20 protein-coding genes are annotated in these 17,835 nt (G+C 70.2%); 14 read left to right on the top strand and 6 right to left on the bottom strand.

The features are described from left to right. From MQE23_RS19070 to MQE23_RS19060, 3 genes are all read right to left on the bottom strand, one after another. Positions 1 to 348 carry a hypothetical protein gene (locus MQE23_RS19070; protein WP_020270488.1) on the bottom strand — a complete coding sequence of 116 codons (348 nt, stop codon included), beginning with the start codon at positions 346 to 348 and terminating at the stop codon, positions 1 to 3. Further along, a complete protein-coding gene (locus MQE23_RS19065; RefSeq protein WP_020270487.1) occupies positions 345 to 953 on the bottom strand; it encodes a DUF6232 family protein in 609 nt (202 codons plus the stop codon). Before MQE23_RS19065 ends, MQE23_RS19070 begins: the two co-directional genes overlap by 4 nt. Positions 954 to 1,044: 91 nt before the next feature. Next, positions 1,045 to 1,344, bottom strand: coding sequence for a PLD nuclease N-terminal domain-containing protein (locus MQE23_RS19060; protein ID WP_020270486.1), 300 nt, complete (start codon positions 1,342 to 1,344; stop codon positions 1,045 to 1,047). A 69-nt stretch (positions 1,345 to 1,413) separates the two neighbouring features. Between MQE23_RS19060 and MQE23_RS19055 the strand changes: the two genes are divergently transcribed. Both MQE23_RS19055 and mqnP read left to right on the top strand, forming a co-directional pair. Beyond that, positions 1,414 to 2,865 carry a menaquinone biosynthesis decarboxylase gene (locus tag MQE23_RS19055; RefSeq protein WP_020270485.1) on the top strand — a complete coding sequence of 484 codons (1,452 nt, stop codon included), beginning with the start codon at positions 1,414 to 1,416 and terminating at the stop codon, positions 2,863 to 2,865. Next, on the top strand, positions 2,862 to 3,764 hold the full coding sequence (mqnP, locus tag MQE23_RS19050; protein ID WP_243379680.1) for a menaquinone biosynthesis prenyltransferase MqnP: 903 nt from the start codon (positions 2,862 to 2,864) through the stop codon (positions 3,762 to 3,764). The genes MQE23_RS19055 and mqnP overlap by 4 nt, the downstream gene beginning before the upstream one ends. On the opposite strand, the gene MQE23_RS19045 is transcribed toward mqnP, so the two are convergent. Beyond that, complete coding sequence (locus tag MQE23_RS19045) at positions 3,754 to 4,356, bottom strand: rhomboid family intramembrane serine protease (protein WP_243379679.1); 603 nt, start codon at positions 4,354 to 4,356, stop codon at positions 3,754 to 3,756. The genes mqnP and MQE23_RS19045 overlap by 11 nt on opposite strands. Positions 4,357 to 4,446: 90 nt before the next feature. On the opposite strand from MQE23_RS19045, the gene MQE23_RS19040 reads away from it, so the two are divergent. From MQE23_RS19040 to MQE23_RS19005, 9 genes are all read left to right on the top strand, one after another. Beyond that, on the top strand, positions 4,447 to 5,133 hold the full coding sequence (locus tag MQE23_RS19040; RefSeq protein WP_243379678.1) for a UbiX family flavin prenyltransferase: 687 nt from the start codon (positions 4,447 to 4,449) through the stop codon (positions 5,131 to 5,133). Positions 5,134 to 5,213: 80 nt separating this feature from the next. After that, entirely contained in the window at positions 5,214 to 5,669 is a 456-nt protein-coding gene (locus MQE23_RS19035) for an Lrp/AsnC family transcriptional regulator (RefSeq protein ID WP_020270479.1), read from the top strand. A 38-nt stretch (positions 5,670 to 5,707) separates the two neighbouring features. Then, complete coding sequence (mqnE, locus tag MQE23_RS19030) at positions 5,708 to 6,871, top strand: aminofutalosine synthase MqnE (RefSeq protein WP_020270478.1); 1,164 nt, start codon at positions 5,708 to 5,710, stop codon at positions 6,869 to 6,871. Between the two features lie 24 nt (positions 6,872 to 6,895). Continuing rightward, positions 6,896 to 7,546, top strand: a complete 651-nt coding sequence (locus tag MQE23_RS19025) for a UdgX family uracil-DNA binding protein (RefSeq protein WP_037667427.1) — start codon at positions 6,896 to 6,898, stop codon at positions 7,544 to 7,546. 16 nt (positions 7,547 to 7,562) lie between these two features. Beyond that, entirely contained in the window at positions 7,563 to 8,084 is a 522-nt protein-coding gene (locus MQE23_RS19020; RefSeq protein WP_020270476.1) for a GNAT family N-acetyltransferase, read from the top strand. A gap of 104 nt (positions 8,085 to 8,188) precedes the next feature. After that, positions 8,189 to 8,488 (top strand): DUF4229 domain-containing protein, encoded by a 300-nt coding sequence (locus MQE23_RS19015; protein WP_020270475.1) that lies wholly within the window; start codon positions 8,189 to 8,191, stop codon positions 8,486 to 8,488. A 142-nt stretch (positions 8,489 to 8,630) separates the two neighbouring features. Next, complete coding sequence (locus MQE23_RS43675; protein WP_342364977.1) at positions 8,631 to 8,732, top strand: putative leader peptide; 102 nt, start codon at positions 8,631 to 8,633, stop codon at positions 8,730 to 8,732. A 64-nt stretch (positions 8,733 to 8,796) separates the two neighbouring features. Continuing rightward, entirely contained in the window at positions 8,797 to 10,098 is a 1,302-nt protein-coding gene (locus MQE23_RS19010; protein WP_020270474.1) for a dicarboxylate/amino acid:cation symporter, read from the top strand. Positions 10,099 to 10,175: 77 nt separating this feature from the next. Then, entirely contained in the window at positions 10,176 to 10,841 is a 666-nt protein-coding gene (locus MQE23_RS19005) for a TetR/AcrR family transcriptional regulator (protein WP_020270624.1), read from the top strand. Here the strand turns inward: MQE23_RS19005 and MQE23_RS19000 are convergent. Both MQE23_RS19000 and MQE23_RS18995 read right to left on the bottom strand, forming a co-directional pair. Then, positions 10,829 to 11,716 (bottom strand): MaoC/PaaZ C-terminal domain-containing protein, encoded by an 888-nt coding sequence (locus MQE23_RS19000; protein ID WP_243379677.1) that lies wholly within the window; start codon positions 11,714 to 11,716, stop codon positions 10,829 to 10,831. The two genes, MQE23_RS19005 and MQE23_RS19000, sit on opposite strands and share 13 nt — an antisense overlap. Beyond that, positions 11,716 to 13,023 (bottom strand): 3-oxoacyl-ACP reductase, encoded by a 1,308-nt coding sequence (locus tag MQE23_RS18995; protein WP_020270622.1) that lies wholly within the window; start codon positions 13,021 to 13,023, stop codon positions 11,716 to 11,718. The genes MQE23_RS19000 and MQE23_RS18995 overlap by 1 nt, the downstream gene beginning before the upstream one ends. 94 nt (positions 13,024 to 13,117) lie before the next feature. On the opposite strand from MQE23_RS18995, the gene MQE23_RS18990 reads away from it, so the two are divergent. From MQE23_RS18990 to MQE23_RS18980, 3 genes are all read left to right on the top strand, one after another. After that, entirely contained in the window at positions 13,118 to 14,401 is a 1,284-nt protein-coding gene (locus MQE23_RS18990; protein ID WP_020270621.1) for an acetyl-CoA C-acetyltransferase, read from the top strand. A 230-nt stretch (positions 14,402 to 14,631) separates the two neighbouring features. After that, positions 14,632 to 16,551, top strand: coding sequence for an AMP-dependent synthetase/ligase (locus tag MQE23_RS18985; protein ID WP_243379676.1), 1,920 nt, complete (start codon positions 14,632 to 14,634; stop codon positions 16,549 to 16,551). 138 nt (positions 16,552 to 16,689) lie between these two features. After that, complete coding sequence (locus MQE23_RS18980) at positions 16,690 to 17,784, top strand: substrate-binding domain-containing protein (protein WP_020270619.1); 1,095 nt, start codon at positions 16,690 to 16,692, stop codon at positions 17,782 to 17,784. Positions 17,785 to 17,835 lie beyond the last annotated feature (51 nt).

Raw genomic sequence — 17,835 nt, 5'->3', positions numbered from 1 at the left:
CTACTGCCCGCCCAGCATCTGCAGGATCCGGTTGGCCGCCTCCGCCACCGGTTGGCCCACGGCCCCGACGGCTGCGGCGATCGCGGCGACAGCCATCAGCGCCCGGTGCCGTTCCTCGGGAGGCGCGGCGTCAGCCGACAGCACCGGCAGGGACTCGTCGATGAGCTGCGCGCTCGGCTGCGGTAGCTGCTCGCGCAACTCGCGGACGCCCTGGAGCAGCTCCGCGATGGCCAGCCGCAGGGTGGGATCCATCGCGTCGCCGGTCGCCCCGTTCTTCACGATGCCCGTGTTGCCGCTGCCGCCGTGCATGGTGACGTTGTCGCCGTAGTAGTAGTTGTTGCCGCTCATGCCGCGATCCCCACGTTGCCGTTGCCGCCGTACATGTTCACGTTGTCGCCGAAGTAGTAGTTGGTGGGCGAGCTGATGGTGAGACGCTCGACCGTCACATGGAACTCGGTGTCAGGGTTCTCCAGCGCGCCGGCGACGTAGCCCACGAGCTGGTCCAGGTGCTGCGGGTTCCGGCTGGTCACCATCGCGGTGGAGGGGCCGGCCGTCTCGATGGCGAGGACGTAGTGCGACTGGGCGGTGACGACGGAGAGCATGTCCACGAGGAAGTAGAGCAGCGCCGCGCCGGAGCCGATCCACACGAAGGTGAGGAGACCGCTGCCCGTGGACCTGCTCGCGAGGAACGTCACGCTGCCGATGATCGACAGGCCGATGGCCACGGCGAGGGTGATCCCGGTGCGTGTCAGGAAGCGGATGACCGCCTCCTTGCGCCTCGGGTGGAGGGTGAAGGTGTACACCCGCGCGATGTTCCGCAACGGGTAGGCCGCGCCGCCGACCCATAACAGCCGCTTGCTGACGCGCAGTTCGATGTCGGTCATGGCCTGGGGCGGAGTGGCGGGCGGGGGCGGGACGTCCCACTGCCCCGGCGGCTGCTGCTGGGTCTCCATGAAGTCCTTCTGGGGGCCGACGGGTTCTGAGTGACAGCCGTAACTGTCCGAACACCATTGACGACCATGCGTTGCCCGAGGGCAAGTGGTTTCAGGAGTCGTCGCGCCTGGGGTCGTCGTCCCGCTTCTCCTCGTCGAGGGACTTCAGGAAGTCGGGGTTGTCGTCGGGCGCCACCCACTGCCGGGGACGCGGACGGCCTCCCGCCGCGGCACCTCGCTTCTTGCCGGCGATCAGCCAGGAGATCGAGCCGACGAGCGGAAACAGCAGCACGAGGATCGCCCACAGCGGCTTGGGCATGTGCCGGATCTCGTCGTCCTTCGTGCTGATGCAGTCGATGAACGCGTACACGCTCAGCGCCAGCGGCACGAGGAACATCAGTACCCGGAGCATGCGCGGCCTCTCAGCGAAAGCGGGTGGGCGGTTCAGGGCCAGGGTAGCGGCTCGGGGATACTGGACCGCATGGCTTACGACGATCTTCGCTCCCTGCTCAGGGCTCTGGAGCGCGAGGGCGACCTCAAGCGCATCAAGGCCGAGGTCGACCCGTATCTGGAGGTCGGGGAGATCGTCGACCGGGTGCAGAAGTCCGGCGGCCCCGCGCTGCTCTTCGAGAACGTACGCGGGTCGCGCATGCCGCTCGCGATGAACGTGTACGGCACGGACCGGCGCCTGCTGAAGGCGCTGGGCCTGAAGTCGTACGCCGAGATCTCGGAGCGGATCGGCGGGCTGCTGAAGCCCGAGCTGCCGCACGGGTTCGTCGGCGTGCGGGAGGCCTTCGGGAAGCTCGGCGCGATGACGCACGTACCGCCGAAGAAGGTGAAGGACGGCCCGGTGCAGGAGGTCGTCCTCACCGGGGACGACGTCGACCTGGACCAGCTCCCGGCCCTGTTCACCTGGCCCAAGGACGGCGGCTCCTTCTTCAACCTCGGGCTGACCCACACCAAGGACCCGGAGACGGGCATCCGCAACCTCGGGCTGTACCGCCTCCAGCGCCACGACAAGCGCACGATCGGCATGCACTGGCAGATCCACAAGGACAGCCGCAACCACTACCAGGTGGCGGCCCGGCGCGGTGAGCGGCTGCCCGTCGCGATCGCCTTCGGGTGCCCGCCCGCCGTGACGTACGCGTCCACGGCCCCGCTGCCCGGGGACATCGACGAGTACCTGTTCGCCGGGTTCCTCGCGGGCAAGCGGATCGAGATGGTCGACTGCAAGACCGTGCCGCTCCAGGTGCCGGCGCAGGCGGAGGTCGTCATCGAGGGCTGGCTGGAGCCGGGCGAGATGCTGCCGGAGGGCCCGTTCGGCGACCACACCGGCTTCTACACGCCGCAGGAACCCTTCCCCGCGCTGAAGATCGACTGTGTGACGATGCGGAAGCGGCCCCTGCTCCAGTCGATCGTCGTGGGCAGGCCCCCGACGGAGGACGGACCGCTCGGCCGTGCGACGGAACGCTTCTTCCTGCCGCTGCTGAAGATCATCGTCCCGGACATCGTGGACTACCACCTGCCCGAGGCGGGCGGCTTCCACAACTGCGCGATCGTCTCGATCGACAAGAAGTACCCGAAGCACGCGCAGAAGGTCATGCACGCCATCTGGGGCGCGCACATGATGTCGCTGACCAAGCTCATCGTGGTCGTCGACTCCGACTGCGACGTCCACGACCTGCACGAGGTCGCCTGGCGGGCGCTCGGCAACACGGACTACGCCCGCGACCTGAGCATCGTCGAGGGGCCGGTCGACCACCTCGACCACGCCTCCTACCAGCAGTTCTGGGGCGGCAAGGCCGGTATCGACGCGACGAGGAAGTGGCCCGAGGAGGGCTACACGCGTGACGGCGGCTGGCCCGACATGGTGGAGTCCGATCCGGAGACGGCGGCGAAGGTGGACCGCCGCTGGAAGGAGTACGGCCTGTGACTTCCGCTTCCGCCGCGATCCCGCAGCCGGGACGCACGAAGGCGTTCCTCCGGCTGGTGATGATCGAGCACTCGGTCTTCGCGCTGCCCTTCGCCTACATCGCCACGCTGACGGCCATGTTCCAGCTGGACAAGAACATCCACTGGGGCCGGCTGCTGCTGGTCACCGTCTGCATGGTGGGGCTGCGGACCTTCGCGATGGCGGTCAACCGGATCATCGACCGCGAGATCGACGCCCGTAACCCGCGCACCGCGCACCGCGAACTGGTGACCGGCGCGATGTCGGTCCGGCACGCGTGGACCGGGGCCCTGATCGCCCTGGTCGTCTTCCTCGGCGCGGCGGCCCTGCTCAACCCGCTGTGCCTGGCGCTGGCCCCCATCGCGGTGATCCCGATGGTGGTCTACCCGTACGGCAAGCGGTTCACGAACTTCCCGCAGGCCATCCTGGGCCTGGCCCAGGCGATGGGCCCGGTCGGCGGCTGGCTGGCCGTCACGGGTTCCTGGTCCTGGGACGCGGTGATCCTCGGTCTGGCCGTCGGCATCTGGATCGGCGGCTTCGACCTGATCTACGCCTGCCAGGACGTCGAGACCGACCGCGAGATCGGCGTCATGTCCGTCCCGGCCCGCTTCGGCATCCCGGCGGCGATCTGGGGCGCGCGGGTCTGCCACACCTTCACGACGGCCCTGTTCGTCTGGTACGCCCTCGTCACCGACGCCGGCGCCTTCTTCTGGCTGGGCCTGCTGATCGTCGCCGCCGCGTTCCTCTACGAACACACCATCGTCCGCCCCCACGACCTGTCCCGGGTGAACCGCGCGTTCTTCAGCGTCAACGGCTTCATCGGCATAGCTCTGTTCGTGTGCGCGCTGCTGGATCTCCTGGTGCGTGGCCTCACGGTGTGAGCGCGTGGGGCGTGGCCCGGCGGCTGAACACGAACGCCGCCGCCACCCCCGCCAGCAGGCCCAGGAGGTGGCCCTGCCAGCTGACGCCCGTCTGGGTGGGGGCCAGGCCCGACAGGATCGAGCCGCCCCAGATCGCGGCGATCAGGATGCCGACCAGGACTCCCCAGGGGCGGCGCTCGACGAAGCCGCTGACCAGGAGGAAGCCGAAGAGGCCGAAGATCAGGCCGGAGGCGCCCGCCGTGTTGGTGTGGGCCGGGGCTATGAGCCAGACGCCCAGGCCGTCGACGAGCACGATCAGCGCGCAGACCAGCAGGAAACGGTGCAGGCCCGCCAGCGCGGCGAGGAAGCCGAGGACCAGCAGCGGCACCGTGTTCGCCGCCAGATGGGCGAAGCCGAAGTGGATGAAGGCCGACGGGACGACGTCGACCAGCTCGGACGGTGTGCGCGGCGTGACACCGAGGCCGTCCAGCGCGTGCCCGCTCAGCACGTCCACCACTTCCAGCAGCCACAGCAGCGCCACCCAGGCCAGCATCAGCTTGCCCGCGGCCCTCGCACGGTCGCCGCGTGACCATCCGGCTCCGCTACCCGACATGGCGACCCCCAGTGCTCGCTCGTCCCTCCGGGGAACGCCCCGCCCCCCTTGGCCGGTTCCCACCCTGCGACGCCGGATAGGCTCGGTGTTGTGAACCCAGTCAAGCCAGGCGAGACACCGCGTACGCCTTGGATCGTAGGGGTGTCCGGCGCCTCCGGCACCCCGTATGCCGCTGCCGTGCTGCGGGCGCTCCTCGCCGTCGGCGAGAGCGTCGACCTCGTGGTGTCCCGGGCCTCCCGCCTCACCCTGCTCGACGAGACCGGGATCTCCTTCCGGGACGCCCACTGGCAGGACGACCTGCGGGAATGGCTGTCCCGGGGCGCCGACGGCAAGCCCGGCACGTTCTCCGTGGACATCGGTGCCGTACGGCACTGGAGCGCCGGCGACCTGGCCGCCGGGCCCTCCTCGGGGTCGTACCCCACCAAGGGCATGCTGATCGTGCCCGCCTCGACCGCGAGCGTGGCCGGTGTCGCGCTCGGGCTGTCGAAGGACCTGCTGCAGCGGGCGGCGAGCGTGACCCTGAAGGAGAGCCGCCCCCTGGTCGTGGCCGTACGCGAGACCCCGCTGAACGGCCAGACCCTGCGGCACCTGGTCACCCTCGACGACGCGGGCGCGACCGTCGTGCCCGCCTCACCCGCCTTCTACGCGGGCGCGACGCACATCCAGGACCTGGTGGACTTCGTCGCCGGACGCGTACTCGACGCGGCGGGCGTGCCGCACCGGCTCTACCGCCGTTGGCAAGGTGAGCTCGGCGGCGGATCACACCGCGCCGACTGAGCCACACCCCCTGCACAGCACCTGTACGTCATCACAACCACAGACTTTTCAGACAACTTCAGCGGAAGGCTTCGATCGCAATGGACGCGGTGGACAGGCAGCTCATCCAGGCCCTGAGGGAGAACGGCCGGGCCTCCTACGCGGAGCTGGGACGCCTCGTCGGGCTGTCGGGACCCAGCGTCACCGACCGCATCAACCGGCTGGAGGCGGCCGGAGTCATCACCGGTTACCGGGCCACCGTCGACGCCGCCTCGCTCGGCCTCGGTGTCACCGCCCTCATCGGCATCTCGCTCTCCGACGCCACGGACCACGAGGACGTGGCGCAGCGGCTGCGGGACCTCTCGGAGATCGAGGACTGCTGGTTCATCGCGGGCGACGACTCGTACATGCTCAAGGTGCGGGCCGAGAACGTGGACGGCCTGGAGAAGATCATCCGACGGCTCAGCGGCACGAAGGGTGTGTCCCGGACGCGTACGACCATCGTTCTGTCCACCAAGTGGGAGAACCGGGTCGGAGAGCTGCCGGAAGAGGTGTAGGCGTACGGTTGGTCGGGCTGTCGGAGAAAGGTGTGCACATGGACGTCGGGCTCAAGCGCGAGCTGGAGGAGAAGGTCCGTTCCGGTGAGCGGCTGACCCGTGAGGACGGCATCGCGCTGTACGAGTCGGACGACCTGGCCTGGCTCGGCGGCCTCGCGCACGAGGTGCGCACGCGCAAGAACGGCGACGTCGTGCACTTCAACGTCAACCGCCACCTCAACATGACCAACGTGTGCACGGCCTCCTGCGCGTACTGCTCCTTCCAGCGCAAGCCGGGGGAGAAGGACGCGTACACGATGCGCATCGAGGAGGCCGTCAAGCTCGCCAAGGCGATGGAGAGCGAGAACCTCACCGAGCTGCACATCGTCAACGGTCTGCACCCGAACCTGCCGTGGCGCTACTACCCGCGCTCACTGCGGGAGCTGAAGGCCGCGCTGCCGCACGTCTCGCTGAAGGCCTTCACGGCGACCGAGATCCACCACTTCGAGACCATCTCCGGGATGAGCGCGTCGGAGATCCTCGACGAGCTGATCGACGCGGGTCTTGAGTCGCTGACCGGCGGCGGTGCGGAGATCTTCGACTGGGAGGTCCGGCAGCACATCGTGGACCACCGGACCCACTGGGAGGACTGGTCCCGGATTCACCGGCTGGCGCACGAGAAGGGTCTGAAGACCCCCTGCACGATGCTGTACGGCCACATCGAGGAGCCGCGGCACCGGGTGGACCATGTGCTGCGGCTGCGTGAGCTCCAGGACGAGACCGGGGGTTTCCAGGTCTTCATCCCGCTGCGGTACCAGCACGACTTCGTCGACATGCAGGACGGGAAGGTTCGCAACCGGCTGCAGGCCCGGACGCAGATGGCGACCGGGGCGGAGGCGCTGAAGACCTTCGCCGTGTCGCGGCTGCTGTTCGACAACGTGCCGCACGTCAAGGTCTTCTGGGTCATGCACGGCGTGCAGACCGCGCAGCTCGCGCTGCAGCACGGTGCCGATGACATGGACGGGTCGGTCGTCGAGTACAAGATCACGCATGACGCGGACAACTTCGGTACGCCGAACAAGCTGACCCGTGAGGACTTGCTGGATCTCATTCGCGATGCCGGGTTCCGGCCGGTGGAGCGGAATACGCGGTACGAGATCATTCGGGAGTACGACGGGCCCGACCCGGAGCGTCGGGAGTCTCCTCAGCCGATGCGGGTCTGACCCTGAGCTGGGTACCCGGAGGGCATGGTCGCCATCAAGGCGCCTGAGGACGCCTACACCGCTGAACCGTTCGTTCCGGATCGCGGAGGGTTGCCCGCTCTGCGGCGGGCCGCTGCCGAGTGCCGGGGGTGTCCCTTGCACCGGGACGCCACCCAGACCGTGTTCGGGGCCGGGAGCAAGGACGCCCGCGTCATGCTCGTGGGGGAGCAGCCCGGGGATCAGGAGGACCGGCAGGGGAAGCCGTTCGTCGGGCCCGCCGGGCGGCTTCTGGACCGGGCCCTGGAGGAGGCGGGCATCGATCCCTCCGAGGCCTATGTCACCAACGCGGTCAAGCACTTCAAGTTCACCCAGGCCGAGCCGCGCAAGCGCCGGATCCACAAGGCGCCCAACCTGCGGGAGATGACCGCCTGCGGTCCCTGGCTGGCCGCCGAGCTCGCGGTCGTGGAGCCGGAGCTGATCGTCGTCCTCGGGGCCACCGCCGGGAAGGCGCTGCTCGGGTCCTCCTTCCGGGTCACGCAGGTGCGGGGCACGGTGCTTCAGGAGGAGATCCACGGCCGGCCGGAGCGGCTGGTGCCGACGGTGCACCCGTCGTCGGTGCTGCGGGCGGACGACCGGGAAGCGGCGTACCGGGGGCTGCTGTCCGACCTGAAAGTGGCGGCGCAGGCGCTCTCGTAATAGCTATTATCGGCCTATGCCCCTTACCTTCACCCTCGACCCCGCCATCACCCCCGCCCTGCGCGACGGCCTGCTCGATCTGTGGACCGATGTCACCGACGCCGGGGGAGCCGTCGGCTTCGTGCCGCCGGTGACGCGCGAGGACGTGCGCCCCGAGTTGCTGAGGCACTTCGCGGCGATGTCGGAGGGCCGGGCAAGACTGCTCGTCGGGCAGGACGAGGAGGGCCGGGTCGCGGCGACCGCGTTTCTGACGTTCAACACGCACCGCCTGATGACGCACTGGCTGTGGCTCTACACGGTGATGGTGCATCCGCGTCACCAGGGCAAGGGCTACGGGCGTGATCTGCTGGCCGCCGCCGAGGACGCGGCCCGTGGCCTCGGCTTCGAGGCGATCCGCCTCACCTGCCGGGGTGGTCTCGGCCTGGAGCGCTTCTACGCGTCGTGCGGGTACAAGGAGGTCGGCCGCGTCCCCGGCGCGATCCGGGTGGGGCCCGGTGAAGACCGGGACGACATCTTCATGCTGCTGCCGCTCGCCTGAACCCCGCCTCGTACCCCCCTGCAAGATCGACGGTCCGGCGTGCTTCACTGGACGGTGCCCCTTTGGGTGCGTTCTGACCGTTCGAACCGGAAGAGTGGATTGAGATGCTCCGCTACACGCTGATGCGCCTCGGGATCTTCGCAGGCTGCCTCGTGGTCGTCTGGGGCCTCGTCTACTCCGGCCTCGCCCCGCGCGGCCTCGGCTCCAGCAACGGCCTGTGGGTCGTGCTGCTCGCCCTGCTGCTCTCCGCGCCGATCAGCTTCGTCGTGCTGCGCAAGGAGCGGGACCGGGCGTCCGTGCAGATCGTGCAGCGGGTGGACCGGATGAAGGCCAACCTGGAGGCCAACCGCAGCCAGGAGGACGCCGCCGACGACACGTCGCGGGCGCAGGGCCAGGCCTCGTAGGTCCTCTCACACAGGCGTACAGCGCCCTGTTTCCGTGTATACGCGGAAACGGGGCGCTTTGTGTTGTGTGGGTGAGTATGCGTTTCCGCCTGTCAAAGGCAGGCTTTGGGGTCCTCAAAGCTCGGGTGTTAAGGTCGATGTCATGAAGTCAGCAGTCGCGCCCCCCATGCCTGAGAGCGTTCCGCTCGTGGCGCGCCTGCACGTGGATCTCTGCCGGTGCGCGTCCGCTGCCTGTCGTCCCTGACGTCACGCAACCCCCCCGTCGTCTCCCACGTCAGTCCCTACGCGTCCCCCAACGGAGCCCGTCCGTGTCCTCACGCACGAAGTCCTTCAAGGTGCCCTTCTGGGCCCAGATCATCGCCGGTCTCGTCCTGGGCGTGCTGCTCGGCTGGCTCGCCCGCAGCCAGGACCTGTCCTGGCTGGTCACGTCCCTGGAGAAGGTCGGCGACACCTTCATAGGCCTGCTGAAGCTCGCCGTCGCCCCGCTCGTCTTCTTCGCGATCCTGGTCTCCATAACCAACCTGCGGAAGGTCAACAACGCGGCCCGCCTGGCCTCGCGCACCCTCCTGTGGTTCATGGCCACGTCGCTGATCGCGGTGAGCATCGGCCTCGTCATCGGCCTGGTCACCAACCCGGGCGCCGGCACCGGTCTCACCCCCAAGGACGGTGCGAAGCCCGACGAGACCGGCTCCTGGATCGACTTCCTGACCGGCATCGTGCCGACCGACGTCATCACGCCGTTCACCCAGCTGAACGTCCTCCAGATCGTCTTCATGGCCGCCGTCGCCGGTATCGCCGCCCTCCAGCTCGGTGAGAGGGCCCAGCCGATCCTCACCCTCAGCGAGTCCGTCCTCGAACTGCTCCAGAAGGCCCTGTGGTGGGTCATCCGGCTCGCCCCGCTCGGCACCGTCGGCCTCATCGGCAACGCCATCGCCACCTACGGCTGGGACCTGATCGGCAAGTACGCGACGTTCACCGCCGACATCTACGTCGGCTGCCTGATCGTGCTGTTCGGCGTCTACCCTGCGCTGCTCGCGACCGTCGCCAAGGCCAACCCGGTCCAGTTCTTCAAGGGCGCCTGGCCCGCGATCCAGCTGGCCTTCGTCTCCCGCTCCTCCGTGGGCACGATGCCGCTGACCCAGAAGGTCACCGAGCGGCTCGGCGTGCCGAAGGAGTACGCGTCCTTCGCGGTGCCGTTCGGCGCCACGACCAAGATGGACGGCTGCGCCGCGATCTACCCGGCCATCGCCGCGATCTTCGTCGCCCAGATCTTCGACATCCAGCTGGGTGTCGGCGACTACCTGCTGATCGCGTTCGTCTCGGTGGTCGGCTCCGCGGCCACCGCCGGTCTCACCGGCGCGACGGTCATGCTGACCCTCACCCTCTCCACCCTCGGCCTGCCCATGGAGGGCGTGGGCCTGCTCCTCGCGATCGACCCGATCCTCGACATGATCCGCACCGCGACCAACGTCGCCGGTCAGGCCCTGATCCCGGTCCTGGTCTCCGCCCGCGAGAACCTGCTCGACCGCGAGGCCTACGCCACGGCCGACGGCTCCTCCCTGGACGAACCGCGCGAGGCACAGGCCGAGCAGGTCCCGGCCGCGGCCTGACGCAGACGACGCCCCCCGGCCGGCCCTCCTCCGGTTTCCCGGCCGGGGGCCGGCCGGGGGACCGTACGCTAAGCGGTATGGGTGCCGTGAAGACCAAGCGGATGCCGCGTGCGGTCCGTGAACAGCAGATGCTGGACGCCGCCGTGCAGATCTTCGGACAACGGGGGTACATGGCCGCGTCGATGGACGAGATAGCCGAACTCGCGGGCGTGTCCAAGCCGTTGGTCTACCTGTACCTGAACTCCAAGGAAGACCTCTTCACCGCCTGCATCCGCCGCGAGGCCAAGGCACTCGTCGAGGCCGTCCGGGCCGGTGTCCGGCCCGATCTGCCCGCCGACCGGCAACTCTGGGAAGGGCTCGGCGCGTTCTTCGAGCACACCGCGCGCAACCCGGACGCATGGGCGGTCCTGCACCTCCAGGCCCGTACGCACGGCGAGCCCTTCGCCTCCGAAGTCGCCGCGATGCGCGAGGAGATCGTCACGTTCGTGACGCAGCTGATCCTCGCCGCGGCACGCGAGGCCCACCGCGACCCCGACCTGCCGGAGCGGGAGGTCGCCGGCCTCGCCGAGGCACTGGTCGGCGCCGCCGAGTCGCTCGCCGCCTGGGCCAACGCCACCCCGGGCGTCACGGCCCGGCAGGCCGCGGCCACGATGATGAACTTCGCCTGGGCGGGGCTGGGCGACCTCATGGCGGGGCGGCCGTGGTCACCGCCGGAGGAGCAGGCGGGCACTCAGGTGGGGTAGACGTCGCCCGTCAGGTGGATCCGGTCCTCCCGGCCCCGCAGTTCGAACCGGCCGTCCTGTGCCCCGTACGTCACCGTCCCGGGCAGCAGGACCGGCGCCCGGAACTCCGCGCGTACGTGGCAGGAGGCCGGCGTGCCGTGTGCGGCGAGGCAGCGGGCGACGGTCCACATGCCGTGGGCGATGGCCCGGGGGAAGCCGAACAGGCGGGCCGTGAGCGGGTGGAGGTGGATCGGGTTGCGGTCGCCGGACGCCGCCGCGTACCGCCGTCCGACATCCTCGGCGAGCCGCCACTCGCCGACGGCAGGCAGCGGCTTCCGTACCTCCTCCCGGGGCATCCCGGTCCCCTCCCGGGACATCCCGGTCTCCTCCCGGGGCGCCTCGGCGGGCCGGCGCGTGCGGTGCCGGGCGAGGTAGGTGCTCCTCGACTCCCATACGACGTCCCCGTCCTCGCGCACCTCGGTGACGACCGTCGCCTCCGTGCCGCGCCGGTGGGGTGCCAACCCCTGGACGTACACCGTGAGTTCGTGCGCGCCGGTGGCCGGCATCGCCCGGTGCCGGGTGATCGTGATCGACGTGTGGACGAGTCCCAGCAGCGGCAGCGGAAAGTCCCGGCCGCTCATCAGCCGCATGGCCAGGGGGAATCCCAGCACGTGCGGATAGGTCACAGGCAGCGCGTCCTCCCCGGTCGGGAACCCGCAGACCCGCTCGTACGCCGCCAGCCGCGCGAGGTCGACGCGCAGGCCGGGCAGGACGAGCCGGGTGCGCGGGAACTCCGCGTCGGGGGCCGGGCGTTTGAAGGGGGACAGCACAGCGCCGCGCGCGAGGAGCGGGGCGAGGGAGGGGGACCCGGTGAGGACGAGAGCGGCGTCGGCCATCACGCCCCCAGCAGGCTCTGGCCGCATACGCGTACGACCTGCCCGTTGACCGCGCCCGAGGCCGGGTGCGCGAACCAGGCGGTGGTCTCGGCGACGTCGACCGGAAGACCGCCCTGCGCGAGGGAGTTCATGCGACGGCCGGCCTCGCGGATGAACAGCGGGACGGCGGCCGTCATCTTCGTCTCGATGAAGCCCGGCGCGACCGCGTTGACCGTCACCCCGTGCTCGGCGAGCGCGCGCGGCGCGAGGGAGCGGACCAGGCCGACGATGCCCGCCTTGCTCGCCCCATAGTTGGTCTGGCCCGCGTTGCCGGCGATGCCCGCGATCGAGGCGGTCGCCACGATCCGGCCGCCCCGGTTCAGCGTCCCGGCCTTCAGCAGCGCGTCCGTCGTGCGCAGCACGCTCGCCAGGTTCACCTCCAGCACCGGGATCCAGCGCTCGGCGGGCATGTTCACCAGTCGCCGGTCCCGCGTGATGCCCGCGTTGTGGATCAGCAGGTCCAGGCCGTCCGGCAGGGCCTCGGCGATCCGCGCGCCCGCGTCGGCGGCCGTGATGTCGAGGAGCAGCGCGGTGCCGCCGAGCCGGTCGGCGACGCGCCGGGCGTCCTGCTCGGCCTGTGGCACATCCAGGACGACGACCCGGGCCCCGTCCCGGGCGAGCGTCTCGGCGACCGCCTCCCCGATGCCGCGCGCGGCACCGGTGACCAGGGCGGTGCGGCCGGTCAGGGGCCGGTCCCAGTCGAAGGGGGTGGAGGGTTCGTCGCCGGATCCGACCTCGATCACCTGCCCGCTCACGTACGCCGACTTGGGCGACAGCAGGAAACGGAGCGTGGACTCGGCGGCCGAGGCGTCCGTGAGCCGGACCAGGTTCACGGTCCTGCCCCGGCCGATCTCCTTGCCCAGGGAGCGCGTGAAACCCTCCAGGGCCTGCTGGGCGGCGGCCTGATGGTGGTCGGCGGGGTCGAGCGGCGCGCCGACCACGACTACGCGCCCGCTCGCGACGACCGACCGTACGACGGGGTGCAGGGCCGCGTGCACCTCGGCCAAGCCCTCGACGTCCCGCACCCCGCTCGCGTCCAGGACGACGGCCGCCGCCCGGTCGGAGCCGGCCGGGCCGATCCCCGTACGGGCGAGGACCGGCGCCAGGTCGAGGGCGGACCGGCCGGCGGTGAGGTGGCGCAGGCCTCCGTCCAGGGCGGGCCGCTCGGGGGACCAGCGGGCCAGCGCCGCCGGCTGGGGCAGACCGAGCCGACGGGTGAGGAATCGGCCGGGCGCGGTGGCGGTGAAGCTCAGATAGCGGTCGGCCATGGCGACTCCCAGCTCGGATGACTGCTCGCAATTGCTTACTCTGGAGTAAGGTTACCGTAGGTAAGGCTACGTCACAGGCGAGGAGCGGGTCGAGATGAGCCCCCAGAAGATGTCGGTGCGGCGTGTGGCGGTCGTCGGCGGAGCGCGCATCCCGTTCGCCCGCACCGACGGCCCGTACGCCACCGCCTCCAACCAGCAGATGCTCACCGCCGCTCTCGACGGCCTGGTGGAGCGGTACGGGCTCCAGGAGCCGGGCGCGGTCGGCGAGTTCGTGGCCGGCGCGGTCCTCAAGCACAGCCGCGACTTCAACCTGGCCCGCGAGACCGTCCTCGGCTCGCGTCTGCACCCCACCACCCCGGCCTACGACATCCAGCAGGCCTGCGGCACCGGACTCCAGGCCGTCATCGCCGCCGCGAACAAGATCGCACTCGGCCAGACCGAGTCGGCGGTCGCGGGCGGCGCCGACACGGCCAGCGACGCGCCCCTGGGTGTCAACGACCGCCTGCGCCGCATCCTGCTGGAGGCGCGCCGGGCGACGTCGCTGGGCGGGCGCGTGAAGGCCCTGGCGAAGGTGCGCCCGGGGCACCTCGTCCCCGACATCCCGCGCAACGCCGAGCCGCGCACCGGGCTGTCCATGGGCGAACACGCCGCCGTCACCGCCCGCGCCTGGGGCATCGGACGCGAGGCGCAGGACGAACTGGCGGCGGCCAGTCACCAGCGGCTGGCGGCGGCGTACGAACGCGGCTTCTTCCAGGACCTGGTGGTCCCCTTCCGGGGTCTGGCCCGAGACCAGAACCTGCGCCCCGGCTCGACCGTGGAGAAACTCGCCTCCCTCAAGCCGGTGTTCGGCCTCGACCACCCCGAACCGACCATGACGGCCGGCAACTCGACCCCGCTGACCGACGGGGCGGCGACCGTTCTGCTGGCGAGCGAGGAGTGGGCGAGGGAACGCGGCCTGGAGCCGCTGGCGTATCTCACCGCCTACGAGACGGCGGCCGTCGACTTCGTCGGCGGAGACGTCGCGGGCGGCGAGGACGGGCTGCTCATGGCGCCCGCGTACGCCGTGCCGCGCATGCTGGAGCGGGCCGGGCTCGGCCTGGCCGACTTCGACCTGGTGGAGATCCACGAGGCCTTCGCCTCCCAGGTGCTGGCGACGCTCGCGGCCTGGGAGAAGCGGGGCCTGGGCTCGGTGGACCGCGCCCGGCTGAACGTCGCGGGCTCGTCCCTCGCCACCGGCCATCCCTTCGCCGCCACCGGCGCCCGGATCGTGGCGACCCTGGCCAAACTGCTCGCCGAACGGGACGCGCCCGCCCGCGGGTTGATCTCCGTCTGCGCGGCGGGCGGGCAGGGCGTGACGGCGATCCTGGAGCGGGCCTGAGGGCGACGGCGTACCGAACATGAAGGCCCCTCACGTAACCCCCGAGAATGCACAGGCCTGGCTCCGGACCATCCCCGAACCCGCACAAACCCGCCACGTGAGGCCCGTACGATCCCGTTCCTACCGTCAGTAACCCCTTTCTGGGGGTTCAGCCGGTTGAGCGCCTCGGCGTGCGAGGCACGTACTCATGCAGCAAGCAGTTCCTTCGCTGCGCGCCCCAGGAGCCGCCCGTGTCCACTGCCCATCCCTCCTCCGCCTACGGCGACATCTACGGCGGACCGGTCCTGGTCGAACCCGAGACGCGGCGGCTGGACGGGGCCGTGCGGGAGGCGTCCGTACCGCCGCTGGCGCCGCCGTGGACCCACGGGTCGCTCGCCGACCTGCCGTTCGACAACGCGAGCGCGGACCCGGACGCCGTGGCGCTCAGCCGCAAGGACGCCGACGGGCGCTGGAACGACGTCACGGCGGCGCGGTTCGCCGGCCAGGTGCTGGCCGTGGCGAAAGGGCTGATCGCCGAAGGACTGATGCCCGGCGACCGGATCGCCGTGATGGCCCGCACGATCTACGAGTGGACCGTCCTGGACTTCGCGGCCTGGGCGGCCGGTCTGGTCACCGTGCCCATCTATCCCACGTCCTCCGTCTTCCAGGCCCGCTGGATCCTCCAGGACTCCGGCGCGGTCGCCCTGGTCACCGAGTTCGCCGGGCAGGCCGCAGCCCTCGGCCCGGAACGCGAACGCCTGCCCGACCTGCGGCACATGTGGGTCGTGGAGAAGGGCCACATCGAGCGGCTGGCCGAAGCCGGCGCGCATCTCAGCGACCAGGAGGTCGAGGTGCGGCGCGGCATGCTGGGACCCGACACCCTCGCCACCCTCGTCTACACCTCGGGCACCACGGGCCGCCCCAAGGGCTGCGCGCTCACCCACGGCAACTTCTTCGCCGAGGTCGACAACGCGATCGAGCTGCTCTACCCCGTCTTCAGGGCCAAGACCAGCGAAGAGGCCTCGGTCCTGCTGTTCCTGCCGATGTCCCACGTCTTCGGGCGCATGGTGGCGATCGCCTGCGTCCGCGCCCGCGTACGGCTGGGCCACGCCCCGAGCATCAAGGCGGACAACCTGCTGCCGGACCTGGCGAGCTTCCGGCCGACCTGTCTGCTCGCCATCCCGTACATGCTGGAGAAGGTCTTCAACGCGGCCCGCGCCAAGGCCGAGGCGGGCGGCCGGGTGACGTCGTTCGACCGCGCGGTGGCGGTGGCGCGGCGTTACGGCGAGGCGATGGAGGCCCAGCAGACGGGCACCGGCCCCGGCCCTTCCCACGCCCTCAGGGCCGCCCGGGTCTTCTACGACCCCCTGGTCTACCGCCGCATCCGCAACGCCATGGGCGGCAGGGTCCGCTACGCCATCTGCGGCGGCTCACCGCTGGGCCGCCGCCTCGCCGCGTTCTACGCCGGAGCCGGCATCGAGATCTTCGAGGGCTACGGCCTGACGGAGACCACGGGGGCGTCGACCGTCACCCCGCCCCTGAAACCCCGTCTGGGCACGGTCGGCTGGCCGCTGCCCGGCACCCGCGTCCGGATCGCCGCCGACGGCGAGATCCTCCTCGCCGGCGACCACGTCCTGCGCGGCTACTGGGACCCCCAGGCCGGTGGCGTCGTACCCGCCGCCCCCGACGGCTGGCTCGCCACGGGCGACATCGGCGAACTGGACGACGAGGGCTATCTGACGATCACCGGCCGCAAGAAGGAGCTGCTGATCACCGCGGGCGGCAAGAGCGTCGCCCCGGCGCCCCTGGAGAACTGGCTGCGCTCCCACCCGCTGATCTCCCAGTGCATGGTCGTGGGCGACGGCCGCCCCTTCGTCTCGGCCCTGATCACCCTGGACCCGGACGGCATCACCCACTGGCGCCAGATGAACGGCAAACATCCCGTACCGCCCAAGCTCCTCGTCGACGACGAGGAGCTCCGCGCCGTCCTCCAGCGCGCCGTCGACGAGGCCAACAAGATGGTCTCCCGCCCCGAGTCCATCCGCCGCTTCGCGATCCTCCCCGAGGACTTCTCCGAGGAGGCGGGCCATCTGACCCCGTCGATGAAGCTGCGCCGCGAGGCGGTGATGCGCGCCTTCGCGGCAGAAGTAGAGGGTCTGTACACGCGGTGAGGCACCTTTGCGATCTCTTCACACGGGGTTCTTGACGTCGCAAGGCGTCTGCCCTTTGGCTTTCAGCCACCGCGTCACGATGCTCCCCCCCATCGGAAGGCTTCACCAGTGAAAGCGCGTAACACCCGTCGGTCCGCTGTGCGTCCCCTCTCCATAGCCCTGGCGGTCTCCACAGCGGCCCTGTCCCTCACCGCCTGCGGCGACAGCGGGAGCGACGACTCCGCGGGCGTGAAGAAGGGCAACGACATCACGGTGGGCCTGCTGCTGCCCGACCGGGACACGGCACGCTTCGAGAAGTTCGACTACCCCCTGATCAAGAAGGAGGTCGCCTCCCTCACCGAGAACCAGGGCAAGGTCAAGTACGCCAACGCCGAGGCGAGCGTGTCCAGACAGAGCGAGCAGTTCCAGAAGATGATCGACGACAAGGTCGACGTCATCCTGGTGGACGCGCTGAACTCCAAGACCATCGCCTCGGATGTGCAGAAGGCCAAGGACGCCGGCATCCCGGTCATCGCCTACGACCGGCTCGCCGAGGGCCCGATCGACGCCTACGTCTCCCACGACAACGAACTCGTCGGGCAGGTGCAGGGCCGCGCCATCGTCGGGGAGCTCGGTGACAAGGCCCAGAAGAGCAAGGTCGTCATGATGAACGGCGACCCCGCCGACCCGAACACGGCACGGTTCAAGGACGGCGCGCTCAGCGAGCTCCAGGGGCAGGTGGACATCGTCCAGCAGTACGACACCAAGGAGTGGAAGCCCTCGATCGCCAAGGCCAACATGAAGAAGGCGATCCAGGCCGTCGGGCTGGACGACATCGCCGCCGTCTACTCCGCCAACGACGGCATGGCGGGCGCGGTCATCGAGGCGCTGAAGGAGGCGGGTGCCACGAAGATCCCGCCGGTGACCGGGCAGGACGCCAACCTGGACGCGGTGCAGCGGATCGTGTCGGGGGAGCAGTACATGACCGTGTACAAGTCGTTCCTGCTGGAGGCGACGAACGCCGCGAAGATCGCCGTGGCCAAGGTCCAGGGGCGCTCGATCGAGTTCGCCGCGCTGACCCGGGAGACGGTGGACAGCCCCACGCAGAAGGACATCCCGGCGATGCTGGTGCCGGTGGTCGCGCTCACCAAGGACAACATCAAGGAGACGGTGATCACGGACGGGGTCTACACCGTCAAGGACATCTGCACGGCTGAGTACAAGGCGGACTGCGCGGCGATCGGCCTCGACTAGGTCGCCCCCAGAGTATTGGAACCTTCAGTTCAAAACTGTTAGCGTGCTGCC

It is taken from the genome of Streptomyces sp. HP-A2021 (assembly GCF_022807935.1).
Classification (GTDB): Bacteria; Actinomycetota; Actinomycetes; order Streptomycetales; family Streptomycetaceae; genus Streptomyces; species Streptomyces afghaniensis.
The sequence above is the reverse complement of the archived record's forward strand: the minus strand, read 5'-3'. Positions and strand labels throughout refer to the sequence as shown.